Source organism: Hydrogenovibrio halophilus DSM 15072, assembly GCF_000384235.1.
GTDB lineage: Bacteria > Pseudomonadota > Gammaproteobacteria > Thiomicrospirales > Thiomicrospiraceae > Hydrogenovibrio > Hydrogenovibrio halophilus.
The window spans coordinates 1,310,343-1,325,993 of the sequence record NZ_KB913033.1; the positions used below are offsets into that span (position 1 = coordinate 1,310,343).

A 15,651-nucleotide genomic window follows, 5' to 3' on the forward strand; every position below is an offset into this window, starting at 1 on the left:
CAGCGATCGGTTGTTTCCGTTAGGGCGTGTTTCGCCTATGGGTTATTGAAACAGTTCCTGGGTGATCTTTTCCATCTCTGTGGCTTCCACGCTGGGGATTTCGGGCGCGTTGTCTTCGCGGAAAATTTCAAACACGGCCCCTGGCGTGTCGGCGGGCACGGCCTGTCCGGTATTGGGATCAATCGGAATATTGACCAGGCCTGGTGGCGTGGGGATCGGCGTATTGGCATAAGGTTCGAGCGCTGCCTTCATGTAGTCGATCCAGATCGGCAGCGCCGCGCGCCCGCCGACTTCCGAGCGACCCAAACTGGTCGGGCTGTCAAATCCGACCCACACGGTGGTGGCAATGTGCGGGTTGAAGCCTGAGAACCAGGCGTCCACCTGATTGTTGGTGGTGCCGGTTTTGCCGGCAATGTCGTCGCGTCCCAGCTGCTTGGCCTTGCGCCCGGAGCCATAGGCAATCACGTCCTGCATCATCGAGGTGACCAGATAGGCATTCTGCGGGGTGATGGTGCGCGGTGCATAGGCGGGGTCGTTGTCTTCGCACTGGTATTGGCAAGCGGTTTTGGGATTGGCCTGATAGATCAGATCGCCATTGAAGTCGCGTACCCGGTCGATCAGATAAGGCTCGATCCGGTAACCGCCGTTGGCAAAGGTGGCATAGCCGCGCACGACTTCCTGCGGGGTGAGTTGAACGGTGCCCAGCGCCAGCGACAAATTGCGGCTGGCGTCCAGTGCCGGTTCCGGAAAGCCGAAACGGCGGAAGTAATCGGCTGCGGCGTTGACGCCAATGCGCTGCAACAGCCGGATTGAGACCAGATTGCGCGAATAGGCCAGCGCCTTGCGCAGGCGTGTGGGCCCGTAAAAACGACCGGAATAGTTCTCCGGCTTCCAGGTGGCTTCCAGGTTGCGGTCCTGAAAGACCACGGGCGCGTCGTTGATCACGGTGGCGACCGTCATGCCTTCTTCCAGGGCGCTGGAATACAAAAAGGGTTTGATGTTGGAGCCGACCTGACGCTTGGCCTGAGTGACCCGGTTGTATTTGCTTTTGAAATAATCGTAACCGCCCACCAGCGCCTGAATGGCGCCGGTACGGGCGTTGACGGAAATCAGCGCGCCTTCCACTTTCGGGTTTTGCGCCAGCTGCCAGCGTTGATCTCGTTGATGCACGTACATCAGATCGCCGGAAGACAAGACGTCATTCATGGCTTCCGGTTTTGAACCTGTTTTGTTGACGCTGATGAAGGGTTTGGCCCAGCTCAGGTCTTCCAGCGACAGGGTGGTGGACTCGCCGTTTTCCAGTAGCAATTCGGCGCTGTCTTCGCCGGTGGCGGTGACGGCGGCGGCCAACAGGTCCCCGTAAACAGGCATCTCATCCAGTCGTTCCAGCAGGGCATTCTGATCGCTCATCTGGCTGGGTGACAGGTGGTCGCTGGGGCCGCGATAACCGTGGCGGCGTTCATAAGCCTGAAGTCCCTGACGCAATGCCTGGTTGGCAACGCCCTGGAGCTGACTGTCAACGGTGGTGACAATGGTCAGGCCGTTTTCCAGCGCCTGTTCGCCGAATTGTTCCAGCGCAAAGCGCCGGGCCAGTTCGGCAATGTAGCCGGCTTCGATGTCAATGCGGGCCCCGGTCAGTTTGGCGTGCACCGGCGTGGCTTTGGCGGTCTCAAACTGTTCGTCGGTGATGTAGCCGTTCTTGTGCATCTGGCGCAGCACGTAATTGCGCCGGATCATGGCCCTTTCCGGGTCGTAAATGGGATTGTAGTGCGAAGGGGCTTTGGGTAGGCCGGCGATCATCGCGTATTCGTTCAGGGCGAGTTCGTCGATGGGTTTGCCGTAATAGGTTTGTGCGGCGGCCGCAGCGCCGTATGAGCGATAGCCCAGAAAAATCTTGTTCAGGTACAGCGCCAGAATTTCCTGTTTGCTCAGATAGTGTTCGATTTTGTAGGACAGCACGATTTCATTGAACTTGCGCAAAAACGTGCGTTCCCGCGACAGAAAGAAGTTGCGCGCCACCTGCATGGTGATGGTAGAGCCGCCGGACTGTTTGCTGCCGGTGGTGATCAGCTCGAACACCGCGCGGGCAATCCCCATGTAATCCACGCCGCCGTGCTCGAAAAAGTTGTCGTCTTCGGCGGAAATGATCGCTTGGGTCATCAGCGGCGGAATTTCGTTGTAGTCGAGAGGCAGGCGTTTCTGGGTGCCGATTTCGGTGATCAGTTGGCCGTCCTGGGTTTCGATGCGCAAAGGGACTTTGTAGGTGACGTCTTTGAGATCACGCGGATCGGGCAGGGTTGGCAGCAGTGTCCAGACATACGCGCCCACCACCAGCGGTGGTACCACAAAGCACAGTATCAGCGCGGCCCAGATGATCCGGCGACGTCTGCGACGACGCCCGGGATCTTTTTTCTGATCTTGCTTTTGGTCTTTCTCCGTGTCTTCCTTTTCCGGCGGCGTAGACGGCGGCTCCGTTGGGGCCCCCGTGTTTTCCGAAGGGGATGGCGCGGACGAATCCGCCAGTCGGGTCAGATCAATGCGTGGGTCGGGATTGGGGTCGGAATGACTCATGAGACGGCTGCCAGCTCATCCTGTGAAAACAAAGACGTTATTATATGCAATCTGGTGGCAGAATCACAGTTGTTGAACGGACACAAAAAACCCGGCGGGTGCCGGGTTCTGTTTGAGCCGATGCGTTGCAGGGTTACGAACGCTTGGAATAACGACCGGTTTTGATGTCGCTCCACATCAGATACAGGTTGCCGCCCACAATGAACACAATGGAGGCGACCACGGCCGCGACCGAAATGTAAACCTGCAAGGACTGTGGCAAGATGTTTGCCCAGATACCCAGCACAATGACCAACGGGATCACCACAGTGACCACCAAAACCCCTAGCAATTTAATAAAATTATTCATGTGCTTTCCTCAGACTTTGTTGTGAAAATAACAACACGTCAAAACTATACTCAGCTTTCAGAAAAAATTCAATTACCAAACTTGATCCGGATCAATAAACCGGTTCTCAATATGGCGTAATTGTGTCCTGCCCCCGTCAGCAGGCGCAACATGCATTTACTCAATGTTCTGAATCTGCTCGCGCATCTGTTCGATCAGCACTTTGAGTTCGATGCTGATCTGGCTGATCTCGGTGGCCGGGGATTTGGAGGCAATGGTGTTGGCTTCGCGGTTGAGTTCCTGCATCAGAAAGTCCAGTCGGCGTCCCACCGGGCCGTCGCTGTCCATGACTCGTTTGACTTCGGTTAGATGCGCGTTGAGGCGGTCGATTTCTTCATCAATGTCCATTTTCTGAATCAGCAGTGCGGCCTCCTGTGCCAGCCGTTCGGCGCTGACATCCAGAGACGTGCTTTCAAATCTCTGTTTGAGTTTCTGTTGGCTCTGCTGGCGAATCTGGGGCATTTTGGATTGCGCCTGTTTGACCTCGGCCCGAGCCTGGTCCAGGCGTTGCATCAGTCCGTTTTTCAGAGCCACGCCTTCGCGTGTTCGGGTCTGCACATGCTCGATCAGCGCTTCTTTCAGTGTGTCTTGCAATCGACGCTTGAACTGTTCGGGCTTGAGGTCGCCGAATGCGGATTCTTTGACCAGGCCTGGCCATTTCAGCAGTGCCACCGGGTCAACCTGACCGGCGTCGCGCAGGCTGTGTTGAATCTGTTCAAGGTTGTGGCTGAGCTGGGAAAGCAGGCCGCGATCCAGTTGCAGGCTGTCCTGTCGGTTGGCGGGTTGCAGTTGCAGGGTGAGGCTGAGCCGTCCACGGGCAAGGTGCTGTTTGACCAGGTCGCGCAGGGCCGGTTCGGCAAAGGCGGTTTCGGGCGGCAGCTGGTATTGGGTTTCGAGGTAGCGATGATTGACGCTGCGCAAGGTCCAGACGATTTCGCCCCAGTTGTCCTGGAAAGTGCGGTGGGTGTAGGCGGTCATACTTTTCATGGGGTTGAAACCTTTTGCTGCGTTGGGTTTGCTATAATTGTGCCGCTTAAGTAAAACGATGTAAATTGAAATTGGGCGTTTCTTTATGGCGGAACACGATGTGAGCGAATGGGTGCTGGCCACGGGCAATCCCGGCAAACTGGCAGAAATGCAGTCGTTACTGACCCCACTCGGGGTGACGTTGCGCCCTCAGAATGACTTTTTCAGCGAGCAGGCCGAAGAAACCGGCCTGTCGTTCATTGAAAATGCGCTGATCAAGGCGCGGTTTGCGGCGGAAAAAACCGGACTGCCCGCCATGGCCGATGACTCGGGGCTGGAAGTGGCCGCACTGGCTGGCGAACCGGGCATTTTTTCGGCTCGCTTCGGTGAAGGCTTTCGTGGCCAGCCAGCCAGCGATGCGGTCAACAACGAAAAATTGCTGGACGCCCTGTCTGAGGAGCCACCGGAAAAACGCCAGGCTTGCTATTATTGCGCGATGGTCTGGGTGCGTCATGCCAGAGATCCGGTGCCGCGCATCGGACTGGGGCAGTGGTGTGGCGAGGTGCTGACGCACCCTCGCGGCGAGGGCGGTTTTGGCTATGACCCTTTGATCTGGTTGCCCGATCAGCAATGCTCGGTGGCGGAATTGTCGAAAGCCAGCAAAAACCGGCTCAGTCATCGCGCTCAGGCCACCCAGGCGCTGCTGAAACAGCTTGCCTCCCACCCGGACACAACCGATTCGAACATTTAATTTGGTCTGATTATGGAAAACAGGAAAATCCCCTACCACGAGGTGGTGCAGCGAGAACGGTTTGATACCCGGGTCATTGCCTACAGCGAGCTGACCCGCTCGCCGGAGGCCGCATACAGCAAATTCCGGATTACGCCGATGGACGCTTATCGGTTGCTCAAACCGTATTTGAGCGACCGCATTGGCGATCAGTTGCGCGCGGTTTTGCCTCTGGCGCTGTATCTGGCCCTGTTCCAGATGATCATTTTGCGCCAGCATGTGGTGGATGCCGGGGTCATTACCGCCGGGTTGATGGCCGTGGTGATTGGCCTGATGCTGTTTATGGAGGGGCTGCGCCTGGGGTTGATGCCGTTTGGCGAGACCATCGGTAACAAGCTGCCGCAGAAATCGACGCTGCCGGTGGTGCTGGGCATTGCCTTTATTCTGGGGATTGGGGTGACCTTTGCCGAACCGGCCATCGGGGCGCTGAAGGAGGCCGGTTCCAATGTGGTCCCGGAGGACGCGCCCTATTTGTACGCGATGCTCAATTTTTATGCCGAGCGGCTGGTACTGGTGGTGGGAGCCGGTGTGGGGCTGGCAGCGTTGCTCGGCACCTTGCGCTTTCTTTACAACTGGAGCCTGAAGCCGATGATTTTTGCCACGGTCCTGCCGGTGCTGGCGCTGACCGTGTATGTGTCGCTGGACCCGGAACTGATCAAGGTCATTGGCCTGGCCTGGGACAGTGGCGCGGTGACCACCGGGCCGGTGACGGTGCCGTTGGTGCTGGCGCTGGGCATCGGCATTGCTTCGTCTGCGGGCAGTGGCGATCAATCCTTGTCCGGCTTCGGGATTGTGACCCTGGCTTCTTTGTTTCCGATCATGGCGGTGTTGCTGCTGGGGTTGTATGTGCAGTCGGCGATGACGGTGCCGGAAATTCTGGAACAGGCCAGAAACATCCAGACCGCCGATCCGAGCTGGTATCAAAAGACGCCGACCGCGGAAATCCTTGGCGGGGTGCGTGCGATTGTGCCGCTGATTCTGTTTCTGGGACTGGTACTGACGTTTTTGCTGCGTGAAAAAATGCGTGACAGCAAGGTGGTGATGCTGGGGCTGGGCTTTGCAATCGTGGGCATGATCATTTTCAATCTGGGGCTGACTTATGGCCTGGCCAAACTGGGTGGTCAGGCCGGTTCCATGATTCCGGCGGCGTTCACGCAAATGGACGGCGTGGACGAATCGCCGTTTTACTGGTTCAGCCTGGGCATTGCGATCACGCTGCTGTTTGCGTTTTTGCTGGGCTTTGGCGCGACCGTGGCCGAACCGGCGCTGAATGCGTTGGGGATGACGGTGGAAAGTCTGACCAATGGCGCGTTTAAAAAGAAAACCCTGATGACCGCTGTGGCCGTCGGGGTGGGCATTGGCATTGCTGTCGGCGTGGCCAAAATCATTTTTGACTGGCCGCTGGCCTGGCTGTTGATTCCGACGTATCTGTTCGCGCTGGGACTGACGCTGCTGTCGACAGAAGAATACGTGAACGTGGCCTGGGACAGCGCCGGGGTGACGACCGGGCCGGTGACGGTGCCGCTGGTGCTGGCCATGGGGCTGGGGCTGGGCTTGGCCGTGGGCGCGATCGAAGGCTTTGGGATTTTGGCCATGGCCTCCATCGGGCCGATCATTTCGGTGCAGCTGACCGGTCTGGCGATTCGTTTGCGTCTGTTCCTGCGGGAGCGTCGGCGCTTGAAACAGGAAAAGGCGCAGGAACAAAGCTATCAACAAGGGAGTGTGAAGCCATGAGCGCAGAAAAGGAAATGACCATCCTGACCGGTGTGTCGCTGATTACCTGCATGGTGCAAAAGGGCAAGGGCGAAGAGGTGGTGGCCGCCGCGCGTTCGGCCGGGGCTCAGGGCGCGTCGATTCATTATGGCCGGGGGGCCGGGGTGCGCGAGCGTCTGGGACTGCTCAGCATCACCGTGGAAGCGGAAAAGGAAGTGATTCAGATCATGGTGTCCAGACAGCAGGAAGAAGAGGTGTTCGCCGAAATGTTTGAAGCCGGTCAGTTGGACACACCGGGCATGGGGATCATGTTTGTCACCCCGCTGGACAAGGCCGCGGCCTACATTCCGCCCAGTGTATTGGAACGGATTGAAAAAGACCGGGTGGTCGCCAAAAACAAGCGTCAGGAAATTCTATGAGTGAGCCGCATTCCTCTTCACAAAGCAAAAAGCGTTTGCCACCGTTGCTGCATGCCAAGCTGATTGGCGCTGTGGTGGGGCGGGGCGAATCCAAGCGGATCCTTGAGTCGCTGCCTGCCGACCAGGTGATGGCATCGGAATATGTGTCGGTGCGCAATGCCCAGTCCACCATGGCCGGACAGAGCTGGGAAGAAATGGATTTTCTGCGGCTGGTGGTGCGTCTGGATGACGCTGAAACGGTGTTTTCCCAGGTGTATGACTTGGCCGAAGTGGCTTCACGCGAAGGGGTGTACGTCTACCAGCACGATCTGCCCCGATGCACCGAATACACTCTGCCGTTGCTGCCGCAGGACGGGCTGGCGGTCAGTGTGCTGAAAGACCCCGAACAGGGACACGAAGCCGGTCTGGATGATGAACAGATCGAACAGCTCAAAATTCTGGCCAAGAACGAATAAATTCTCAGTTAAACAGGGTTTCGTCGAGCCCGGCGGCGACAAAATCGGCTTTGGCCGCTTCCTGCATGGGCCAGGGCCCGCACACCAGTACCCGGCAGCCGCTCAGGTCGGGCCGGTCAGCCAGTACTTGCTGATGCACCAGTCCGGTGTAAAAATCCGAATCCTTTTCTTCCGATAGCACTGGGGTGTAGTGCAACAAGGTGTGCGTGTCGGCCAACTGAAGCATGCGTTCGTGGTCATACAGATCCTTGCGGGTGCGGGCGCCCCAGTAAAAGACAATGGGCGGATGCGTTTCCAGTGCCAGCAATTCGTCCAGCACCGCTTTCATCGGCGCAAAGCCGGTGCCGCCGGCGATCAGAATGATCGGGGAAAAGGTCTCCGCCTTGACCGCTTCGGCGTCCAGATGGTACTGGTCGTTGGGGCCTTTGACCCGCAAGGCCGCTCCCGGTTCCAATGCGAAAAGCTGCTGCATCCAGGCGCTTTGTTCGTGATCACGGATGTGCAATTCGATCAGGTCGTCCTGATGATGTGCCGCCGCTATGGAAAAGGGTTTGAGTTCGGTGTCATTGAATCCCAGCATCACATACTGACCGCCACGATAGTGAAACGGTTCGGATGGCTGCAAAAACAGTTTGCAGGTGTCGTCGGTCAAAGACTGACGACGAACCAGTGTCATGTCCTGCAGATGGGGGGTGCTTAAAGCCATGAGGCGTTGGTCCTTTATTTCAGTGCAAAGTCGGTCCAGACCGGCGCGTGGTCGGACGGTTTTTCCATGCCGCGAATGTCGTAGCAGACGCCGCTGTCGGTGGCCTTTTTGACCAGGCCTGGTGTCGCCAGCAGGGTGTCAATGCGCAGGCCGCGCTTGGGCTCGGCCTGAAAACCACGGGAGCGGTAATCAAACCAGCTGAAAGTGCGGTCTTCGTCCGGGTGAATCTGACGGAACGAATCTTTCAGCCCCCAGCCGATCAGCGTCTGCCACCATTCGCGCTCTTCGGGCAAAAAGCTGGCTTTGCCATCGCGCAGCCAGCGTTTGCGGTTCTGTTCGCCAATGCCGATGTCTCTGTCTTCCGGCGAAATATTGAAGTCGCCCATCACAATCACATTGTCCTCGGGCGAACAGGCCTGGTTGAGATAGTCCATCAGGTCCTGATAGAACTTTTCCTTGGCCGGAAATTTGGTCGGATGTTTGCGGTTTTCGCCCTGCGGGAAATAGCCGTTCAATACCTTGAGCGTTTCGCCGCCGGGGGTTTCAAAGCGACCGATGATCATGCGTTTTTGCGCTTCGTCCGTGTCGTGATCCCAGCCGTACTGGTAATCGACCAGCTGCACCTGATCCGGATCGAACAGCAGGGCCACGCCGTAATGGGTTTTCTGGCCCATAAACACAGCCTGATACCCCAGTTTTTCCAGGTCCTGAACCGGAAATTCATGGTCCTGGACCTTGGTTTCCTGCAGACCGATGATGGCCGGATGCAGTTCGGCTTTGAGCGCATCCAGCTGATGCAGACGCATGCGCACGCTGTTGACATTGAATGAGACGATTTTCATAAGGAAATGGCTCAGCTAAATAAAAAATGATTATACCAGAGCCCGTTGTCACATTCAGGCACATGACGGTTCACAACCACAATGCTAAAATGCCTTTAACCATAAATAAGGAATTGCCATGAGCCGTGTGTTTCGTTTGATTATTTCATGCCCCGATCAGGTCGGGATCGTCGCCAAAGTGGCCGGGTTCATTGCCGAGCAGGGCGGCTCCATCATCGAGGCCAATCATCACACCGATTCGGTCAACCGCTGGTTTTTCATGCGTCACGAAATTCTGGCCGAATCGTTGAACAATGATCTGGACGGCTTCAAGCAGGGTTTTGAGGCCATTGCCCGGGATTTTGAAATGCAATGGCAGATCACCGATTCGGCACGCCCCAAAAAGATCGCGCTGTTTGCGTCCAGGGAATCGCATTGCCTGGCGGATCTGCTTTATCGCTGGCATGACGAAAACCTGCCCGGCGACATTGCCTGCGTGATCGCCAATCATCCCGATCTGGAGCAGATGGCGCAGTGGTACGAGGTGCCGTTTCATCACGTTCCGGTCACGCCGGAAACCAAGCCGGAAGCGTTTGCCCGGGCCGAAGCGCTGGTGGCCGAATACGAGGTGGATGTGATTGTGCTGGCGCGTTACATGCAGATACTGCCGCCGCAGATGTGTGCCGATTACGCCGGGCGGGTGATCAATATCCACCACAGTTTTTTGCCGTCCTTTGTCGGTGCCAAGCCCTATCATCAGGCGTACGAGCGCGGGGTCAAGCTGATCGGCGCCACCTGCCATTATGTGACCGAAGAGCTGGATGCCGGTCCTATTATTGAGCAGGACGTGATCCGTGTATCGCATTCACACACCATTGACGACATGCGTCGTCAGGGCCGGGATGTGGAAAAAACCGTCCTTTCCCGCGGCCTGCGCTACCATCTGGAAGACCGGGTGCTGATCCACGGCAATAAAACGGTGGTGTTTGCGTAACGTGCTGGATATCTTGTCCGTAAACTATGAGCCTCATTTTTTGAAGCAGGCGTTTGTTATTTCTGATGACAAAAGGCAGACACTTTGCTAGTATCAAAAGTATGACAAAACAATTTAACTGGAATCCAGACAAGAATCGCCGGTTAATTCAAGAACGCCGCATCTGCTTTGAAGATGTGGTTTTTGCTGTTCAGCAAGGAAAATTGTTGGATGACTTGATTCATCCCAATAATCAGAAATACCCTGAACAGAGAATCATGGTCATTGAATTGGATGGGTATGCTTACCTGGTGCCCTATGTCGAGAATGAGGAAGAGTTCTTTCTCAAAACCATCATTCCAAGCCGAAAAGCTCGAAAGCGGTATTTAGGAGAAAGGTCATGACACACGAGAATGGCGAAATGTTAGAGGAAGAGGAAACAGCCGTTTTAGAGGCATTCAATGCCAATGAATATGAGTCAGTTCTAACGGAACAAAGAAAATCCACGTTGGTTGAATCCGCAAACGCCAGCGTTAAGAAAGACAAACGCATTAATATTCGTATCGCTCAGCGTGACTTGGAAGCGCTGCAGCGAAAAGCGATGCAAGAAGGGATGCCTTACCAAACCCTCATTGCCAGTATTTTGCACAAATACGCCTCTGGCAGCCTGACAGACTCTCGTTAGAGTTGGTTATGTTTACAGGCCTTGCCTGTTGAAAAATGCTTGCTTTGAGTGAAGGCAAAGCGCCTTCTTCCAAGTCGGACGACAGGAAAGCGCTCAGAGCAATGGTGCCCTCTCGGCTTTCCTGTTTTTGACGGGTTAGTTGTTTTTACTGAATCTGGATTTTGCTTTTTGCATGGCGGCTTTCAATGATTCAAATGCGCTGTTTGCGCCGTCCTTGATGTCTTCCCAGGCGTCGGAGCTTGAATTTTGCACTTCCTGCAGTTTTTCCCGGGCTTTTTCCTGCGACGCTTCCAGTTCTTCGATTTTTTGCTCGTATTCGATTTTTTTCTCCGCTTCGGCCATTTTAGCTTTGGCTTTCAGCTGGTCAATTTCTGCGCGCCACTCATCCAGTTGGGCTTGCAGCTTTTGCTCATAGGCTTCTTTCTTGTCCATTGCATCTCTCCTGGTTTGGGATGTCCAAAGGCCACATAGTGGCAATCCTCTCTTTCCATTAAGCCTATGTGAATGCGGACTGTCAACAGCGGGTGGCGACGGGGCTTTTTAGCGCAGCTGGAACTGGATGGGGACGCTCAGGCGCCAGCTTTGTCTTTGGATGTCTTTGAAAAACGGTTTGAAACGCATTTTCAGGCGCTGTTGCAGGATTTCCCGCGCGGCATCGTCGAGCGGTCGGTGACCGCTGCTTTCCACGATTTGCAAATCGCTGATGCGGCCGTTTCGATGAATGGTGAAACTTAGCATGACCTCGCCCTGCATTCGGCGTCTTTGCGCCCGGCGCGGGTATACGTCCTGCGCCAGTTTGGCCAGGGTCTGGTTGAGCTGGTTGAGGTAACGCTGTTCGGCGGCGTCGATGTCGGCCTGGGAGACGGCCGGTGGTTTGGGCACCGAGGCTTTGGGCACAGGTTTGGGGGCGGTGTCCGGCTTGGACTCTGGCTTGGGTTCCGGCTTGGGCTCTGGCTTGGGTTCCGGTTTGGGCTCTGGCTTGGGTTCCGGTTTGGGTTCTGGGTTGGGCTCCGGTTTGGGCTCCGGTTTGGGCTCCGGCTTGGGTTCCGGTTTGGGCTCTGGCTTGGGTTCCGGTTTGGGTTCTGGCTTGGGCTCCGGTTTGGGCTCTGGCTTGGGTTCTGGCTTGGGTTCCGGTTTGGGCTCTGATTTGGGCTCTGATTTGGGCTCTGATTTGGGCTCTGATTTGGGTTCTGATTTGGGTTCTGATTTGGGTTCCGGCTTTGGCTCTGGTTCTGGCTCTGGTTCGGCGGTGTCGGTTGGGGTTTCAAACATGCTGAGTTCGACCGGCACTTCCCGTGCGGCTGTGTGATCGGTTGTCTGCGGTGGCCATGTCGTCCACAGGATCAGCGCCGTGATCATGGCGTAAAGTAAGGCTGTGCCGACAAAGGCTTTGAAGGTCCGGTTCTGCATGGTGAACGCGTCAGGGCGTGTTTTCGGTTAAAAATGTCAGGTTGGACAGGTCGTGCGATTTGAGCAGGTCCACCAGGCGGATAAAGTGGCCGAATTCGGCTTTTTGGTCAACCTTGACCACCAGTGGGGTCTCGGCATCAAGCGGTTGCAGACGGGCGTTGAGATCGTCAAATGGCAAAGGCGTTTCGTCAAAAAACAGCGCGCCCTGGGCATCAATGGCCAGATGCACCGGATCGGTCTCCGGCGGGGTGTAACTTTCGGTGTGCTCCGTTTCGGGCAGTGTGATGTCCAGCGAATCGGTGACAATGAAGCTGGCGGTGGTCAGGACCACGGCCAGCAGCACCAGCATCACATCAATCAGGGGAATGACGTTGATGTCGTCAAAGCGTTTCATGCCGACTCCGTTCCTCTGCGGTCATGGCCTTGAAATGGCCCATTTTGACGTCCACCTGACGCATCAGCAGGTTGTAGGCCATGATGCTGGGAATGGCGACGGCAATGCCGCCGGCGGTGGCTTTGAGCGCCATCGCCAGCCCCACCATGATCTGGCCGGTGTCGATGCTTTGCGACATGCCCAGATCGTAAAAGGTGACCAGAATGCCCAGTACCGTTCCCAGCAGCCCGACATAGGGCGCGTTGGCACCGACCGTTGAAATCAGGGTGAGGTTGCGGGTCAGGTCCACGTGCAGGGTGGCCGGATGGGTGTAGGTGTCCAGCGCCAACTGGCGGTAAAACAGAATGCGTTCCAGTGTGAACCAGGTGGCGATAAACGCCATCAGGCCCAACAGGCTGAACACGACCGGATCAAGGTAGGTTTTGAGCAGTTCCATAGACGTTCGCTTTTTCGCGTTTAGTTAAGAATGATTATTGTAATCAATACCAGTGATGTTTTAAATGTGCCAATGGCCTAAAACCGTTCTTTGAACCAGTTTTTCCATTGTTGCTCCAGACTTTTGCGGCTATTGCAGGGGCTGGCGGAGACCACTTTTGACCAGGCCTGGTGTTGCACCCCCTTTTTTAACCAGGCCTGCGCCATCGGCGAAAGTTCGGTCAGGGTGCCAAGGCTCAGTTGCGCCAGTGTCCAGTCACGCAGGGCCAGCGCGCAGCTTTCAAACGGTCGGCCTTGCAGATACGCCTTAATCACTGTGTCGTGGTCGAATGCGGCGTCTGGTGTGTTTCCGGCCCAGAGCGCGGGCAGCAACGCCGGGTCCAGATCGTTCAAAGGACCGGCCAATTGCCAGCTGAGTTCGCGATAAAAGCGGGTTTGCGCGCTTTGGTGGCTTGGGGTCGCATTGTCGGAAACGGGCCGAACCATCATCACCGAGTGCCGCCCGCTGGCGTGATCCTGTTTTAATCCCAGATGCTGGGGCGCAAACCCATGCCGTTTCCAGAATCGCAGCAATTCGGGGGTGGCGCCGAAACTGGTGCTCAGATAGGCCTTGTTTTGGGCGTCAGCGCTTTGCACAAACCGTTGCAGCAAGGCGCTGCCCAGCCCGTGGTTTTGCCAGTCCGGCGCAATGGCCAATCGCTGAATGCGCCAGCTGTCGGCGGTTTGCCAGTGATCGTCCCAGTTGATCTGGGCCAGTTTTTGCGCGACCAGATGGCCCTGAAAACGGCGACCGGGCTGGTGTGGCGGCAATTGGCCTTCGGGCAATGCCCAGAGCACGCCGAGCACGGTCCGATCCATTTCCAGCGTCCAGAGCGCTTGCTGGGGCAACGACAGCAGTCGCATCAAATCATTGGGGCGGTGCTGGTAATGCGCCTGTCCCAGCAGCGCCATGATCTGGCGTAAGTGGTCGGGCGCTTGCAACAATGTCGGAATCGACCAGGCCTGGTAATGGGGTTCGCATGCCGTGGTTTGGTGACTGGGGTGGCTTGGGTGTGACGGTGCGTCGCTTGGGTTGACGGGGGCGCCCGGCTCGTTTGCGTCGCCAAGGCACAGCAGATCGTTGATCGTCTGTTCCAGCGGGTCGCCGGGCGCCCAGCGTATCGGGGCTTGCAGGCGCTGGTGATATACTCGGTCAAACGTCTGTCGAAGACGCGGCAGCAGTTTGAGCACAAAGCCGCGTCCCGAACCTTCATAGCCTTCGGTGGTGGTGGCCGCGACCACTCTGGGGTAGCGCTGAAACAAGCGCCAGAGCAACGGTTGCGACAGGTGCGCGGCTTCGTCAATCAGCAGCAGATCCGGCGGGGCAGCGTCTGTGTTTGCCAACAGCGCATCCGGCGGCTGGTAATGCAGCCGATGGGTTTGGCCAGTTTGCGGGTGGGGCCAGCTGAGCGTATGCGGACCCGTTTCCGCACAGCCCGGTTGCTGTTGCAAAAATGACCAGGCCTGGTGAATCTGGGCCGGTCTGGCCGCGCTGATCACCAGTCGGGTTTTGCCGCGCTGCCATAATTGCCAGCAGGCCAGCCCCAGCAAAGTTGATTTGCCGCGTCCTCTGGGCGCTTCGATGATCAAGGGCCGTTTGCGGTGGCCGGTGGCCACGGTTTCAATGGTCTGGTACACCCTGGCCTGTTCCGGGGTAAAGCCCTGCTCGGTGAATTTGGCGGGCTGGCGGGCCGGTGCGGTTTGGGTCGATGACAATCCCAAGTCGTGCGGCCAATTGTCCGGCCAGGAAGGCAAACGATTCTGACCGGGCATCTGGGTCAGGGTCAAAGCGCTGGTTGTCGGGGTTTGCAGCCATTGCACAAAACCATGGTTTTCCGGGCCTTGGCCATGACTGATAAAAGGACGCATCGCCGGATTGGGTTCGTTCGAGTCCTGAGGTGGCAATCCCAGCAGACAAACGCCGCCGGCGCGGATCATGCCGCTGACAATGGCCAGGGCTTCGGCCTCAATCCCGTGTTGCAGGTCCAGTACGGCAAAATCGGTTTCCTGCCCCAGTGATTGCTTGAGCTGGGAAGCGGATCGGTGGGTAAGGTATTCGGATTCGTGCGCAGGGGGTGGGCCAATGCGCAGGCCTTTGCCTCCGGCTTCGCGCCAGGGCGTGAGCAAAGCATCGATCACTTCCGAGCGCCATTGGGGCGTGCCCTGAACTCGGATGAGGGCGCGATGACGCCGCTGGTGCAAGCCTTGAAAAAGGGTTTGGCAGCCTTGCAGAAAATCCGTACCATGAAAGTATCCTTGGGAGAATCCTGGGTCAGTGGAAGGGGTTGCAGGCATGGCACAGTCAAACCGGTTGAACAATCGAAGTGGACACTATAGCAAAAATCGTAAAAACACTTGGCAAAACCTGTCAGGCCGGTTCTGGGTGGCTTTGATTGGACTGACTCTGATGGGGTTTTTTGTGAGTACGCAGGCGCAATCCGAAACGCAGAGGCTGGATGCCTGGCAGTTGCAGCAAGCGCAGAACCTTGAGGCCATTGGGCAACAGGCCGCGCAGACCGGGCATCCGGTCATGCTGCTGTTTACCCGTTTGCACGGCGGCGGCTCCGGCACCTTGAAAGAGGAAGCGATTTTGCCGGTGGTGGAAAACGGCCTGCTGGACGGCTACGCAGTGATGCTTGAAGTCACCCTCAACTCCGGGGGAGAGGTGATCGATTTTTATGGCGAGCCGGTCAGCAAACAGACGCTGGCGGACTGGTACAACATCAGCAAATACCCGACCCTGATCACGCTGGACCCCTCCGGTGAGGAAGTCAGTGAGCGCATGGAAACCGCGGGGGCCTATGAGTATGTGCCGCATCGGATCAAGAAAATGGTCAATCAGGGCCTGCAGGCCATGGGCCAGAGCAAGCGCCTGGATTTTTAACC

General features: G+C 56.8%; 18 protein-coding genes. 8 read left to right on the plus strand and 10 right to left on the minus strand.

Annotated features, from left to right (window positions below; translation table 11 throughout):
* Positions 1-42 precede the first annotated feature (42 nt).
* From A377_RS0106320 to A377_RS0106330, 3 genes are all read right to left on the minus strand, one after another.
* Positions 43-2,571 (minus strand): penicillin-binding protein 1A, encoded by a 2,529-nt coding sequence (locus A377_RS0106320; protein WP_019895392.1) that lies wholly within the window; start codon positions 2,569-2,571, stop codon positions 43-45.
* A gap of 133 nt (positions 2,572-2,704) precedes the next feature.
* Complete coding sequence (locus A377_RS0106325; RefSeq protein ID WP_019895393.1) at positions 2,705-2,920, minus strand: hypothetical protein; 216 nt, start codon at positions 2,918-2,920, stop codon at positions 2,705-2,707.
* A 156-nt stretch (positions 2,921-3,076) separates the two neighbouring features.
* Positions 3,077-3,946, minus strand: coding sequence for a YicC/YloC family endoribonuclease (locus A377_RS0106330; RefSeq protein WP_019895394.1), 870 nt, complete (start codon positions 3,944-3,946; stop codon positions 3,077-3,079).
* Between the two features lie 85 nt (positions 3,947-4,031).
* Here A377_RS0106330 and rdgB point away from each other — a divergent pair, with 85 nt between their 5' ends.
* From rdgB to A377_RS0106350, 4 genes are read left to right on the plus strand one after another with little or no spacing between them, the layout of a single operon-like run.
* On the plus strand, positions 4,032-4,676 hold the full coding sequence (rdgB, locus tag A377_RS0106335) for an RdgB/HAM1 family non-canonical purine NTP pyrophosphatase (protein ID WP_019895395.1): 645 nt from the start codon (positions 4,032-4,034) through the stop codon (positions 4,674-4,676).
* Between the two features lie 12 nt (positions 4,677-4,688).
* Positions 4,689-6,449 (plus strand): DUF1538 domain-containing protein, encoded by a 1,761-nt coding sequence (locus tag A377_RS0106340; protein WP_019895396.1) that lies wholly within the window; start codon positions 4,689-4,691, stop codon positions 6,447-6,449.
* On the plus strand, positions 6,446-6,847 hold the full coding sequence (locus A377_RS0106345) for a P-II family nitrogen regulator (protein WP_019895397.1): 402 nt from the start codon (positions 6,446-6,448) through the stop codon (positions 6,845-6,847). Before A377_RS0106340 ends, A377_RS0106345 begins: the two co-directional genes overlap by 4 nt.
* The gene (locus tag A377_RS0106350; RefSeq protein WP_019895398.1) at positions 6,844-7,302 is read left to right on the plus strand and encodes a hypothetical protein; all 459 of its coding nucleotides are present in this window, start codon (positions 6,844-6,846) and stop codon (positions 7,300-7,302) included. The genes A377_RS0106345 and A377_RS0106350 overlap by 4 nt, the downstream gene beginning before the upstream one ends.
* Before the next feature lie 4 nt (positions 7,303-7,306).
* On the opposite strand, the gene A377_RS12085 is transcribed toward A377_RS0106350, so the two are convergent.
* Together A377_RS12085 and xthA are read right to left on the minus strand one after the other, a co-directional pair.
* Positions 7,307-8,008 carry an FAD-binding oxidoreductase gene (locus tag A377_RS12085; RefSeq protein ID WP_019895399.1) on the minus strand — a complete coding sequence of 234 codons (702 nt, stop codon included), beginning with the start codon at positions 8,006-8,008 and terminating at the stop codon, positions 7,307-7,309.
* Between the two features lie 14 nt (positions 8,009-8,022).
* Positions 8,023-8,850 carry an exodeoxyribonuclease III gene (gene xthA, locus A377_RS0106360; protein WP_019895400.1) on the minus strand — a complete coding sequence of 276 codons (828 nt, stop codon included), beginning with the start codon at positions 8,848-8,850 and terminating at the stop codon, positions 8,023-8,025.
* A 118-nt stretch (positions 8,851-8,968) separates the two neighbouring features.
* On the opposite strand from xthA, the gene purU reads away from it, so the two are divergent.
* The 3 genes from purU (at position 8,969) to A377_RS0106375 (ending at position 10,487) form a co-directional block, all read left to right on the plus strand.
* Positions 8,969-9,823 carry a formyltetrahydrofolate deformylase gene (gene purU / locus A377_RS0106365; protein ID WP_019895402.1) on the plus strand — a complete coding sequence of 285 codons (855 nt, stop codon included), beginning with the start codon at positions 8,969-8,971 and terminating at the stop codon, positions 9,821-9,823.
* Positions 9,824-9,888: 65 nt separating this feature from the next.
* Entirely contained in the window at positions 9,889-10,206 is a 318-nt protein-coding gene (locus A377_RS0106370; RefSeq protein ID WP_245546794.1) for a BrnT family toxin, read from the plus strand.
* Positions 10,203-10,487 (plus strand): hypothetical protein, encoded by a 285-nt coding sequence (locus A377_RS0106375; RefSeq protein ID WP_019895405.1) that lies wholly within the window; start codon positions 10,203-10,205, stop codon positions 10,485-10,487. The genes A377_RS0106370 and A377_RS0106375 overlap by 4 nt, the downstream gene beginning before the upstream one ends.
* 135 nt (positions 10,488-10,622) lie before the next feature.
* On the opposite strand, the gene A377_RS0106380 is transcribed toward A377_RS0106375, so the two are convergent.
* From A377_RS0106380 to A377_RS0106400, 5 genes are all read right to left on the minus strand, one after another.
* Positions 10,623-10,919 carry a sll1863 family stress response protein gene (locus A377_RS0106380; protein ID WP_019895406.1) on the minus strand — a complete coding sequence of 99 codons (297 nt, stop codon included), beginning with the start codon at positions 10,917-10,919 and terminating at the stop codon, positions 10,623-10,625.
* A gap of 108 nt (positions 10,920-11,027) precedes the next feature.
* A complete protein-coding gene (locus A377_RS13205) occupies positions 11,028-11,897 on the minus strand; it encodes an energy transducer TonB (RefSeq protein WP_028485322.1) in 870 nt (289 codons plus the stop codon).
* 10 nt (positions 11,898-11,907) lie between these two features.
* Complete coding sequence (locus A377_RS0106390) at positions 11,908-12,291, minus strand: biopolymer transporter ExbD (RefSeq protein WP_019895407.1); 384 nt, start codon at positions 12,289-12,291, stop codon at positions 11,908-11,910.
* Positions 12,278-12,727: a TonB-system energizer ExbB gene (gene exbB, locus A377_RS0106395; RefSeq protein ID WP_019895408.1), complete on the minus strand. Its 450-nt coding sequence runs from the start codon at positions 12,725-12,727 to the stop codon at positions 12,278-12,280. The genes A377_RS0106390 and exbB overlap by 14 nt, the downstream gene beginning before the upstream one ends.
* Positions 12,728-12,804: 77 nt before the next feature.
* Positions 12,805-14,904 carry a GNAT family N-acetyltransferase gene (locus A377_RS0106400; RefSeq protein WP_019895409.1) on the minus strand — a complete coding sequence of 700 codons (2,100 nt, stop codon included), beginning with the start codon at positions 14,902-14,904 and terminating at the stop codon, positions 12,805-12,807.
* 244 nt (positions 14,905-15,148) lie between these two features.
* Here A377_RS0106400 and A377_RS0106405 point away from each other — a divergent pair, with 244 nt between their 5' ends.
* Positions 15,149-15,649 carry a thioredoxin domain-containing protein gene (locus A377_RS0106405; RefSeq protein ID WP_033422845.1) on the plus strand — a complete coding sequence of 167 codons (501 nt, stop codon included), beginning with the start codon at positions 15,149-15,151 and terminating at the stop codon, positions 15,647-15,649.
* Positions 15,650-15,651 lie beyond the last annotated feature (2 nt).